This is a genomic window from Streptococcus sp. DFI.7.26 (genome assembly GCF_022240605.1).
GTDB classification, from domain to species: Bacteria; Bacillota; Bacilli; order Lactobacillales; family Streptococcaceae; genus Streptococcus; species Streptococcus xiaochunlingii.
On record NZ_JAKOGN010000042.1, the window covers coordinates 1 to 720 of the forward strand.

1 protein-coding gene is annotated in these 720 nt (G+C 31.7%); it reads right to left on the reverse strand.

Annotation, left to right across the window (positions count from 1 at the left end; genetic code table 11):
• A partial coding sequence (locus tag L0M85_RS09835) for an AAA family ATPase (RefSeq protein WP_238656941.1) occupies window positions 1–463 on the reverse strand: 463 nt, incomplete at its 3' end.
• Window positions 464–720 lie beyond the last annotated feature (257 nt).

The window sequence follows — 720 nt, forward strand, 5'->3', positions numbered from 1 at the left end:
GAGCACGATGTTTGTCTTCATCTCTAATAGTATCTTCATCAGATGAAATATAATAAATTTGAGTATCAATACTTCCTTCAACTGTTCCATCATCTTCCCAGGAGGATTCTAATCTGATTCGTAAAAAAGGTTTTGCACCATCTTGAGAAACTGAAAAGTGCTCGAAAAATGTTGGAATGGCTGGTCCATAGACCGTTCCATCAAGTTCATCAAACTCAAAAATAGTTTCTATAAAAAGATTTCTTGTGTTTTCACCAGGTCTTAACCCTTTTGGTAAATGAAAATCACTTTTTCGAATGATTCTATCACTTTGTTTATCTGAAAATAATTTACTCAATGCCTGTAATACACTTGTCTTTCCTGAACTATTATTCCCTATCAGTACAGTTTGATTATTAAAGTTAATTGCTTGACACTCCCCAAAAGATCTAAAATTATTAATAACCATTTTTGTTAACTTCATTACTTGTCCTCGTTTCCTAAATTCAATTGTTTTAATTTTAAGTGCTATTTTCCACCTTCAACATATCTTCCTCAACCTTACTATATTTCCCAAAAAGGCATCATTGAAGAGTGACAGATACTTAACCTTGATCTATTTTTAAAGCATAGACACATATTCTATGAATTCCTGGCAAATAGTGTCTATAAATTCTGTTGAAATGGTACTTGTTCCGTTTTTATAACAGCTAAGGGCTATTGCGTAAAATTTATACAATT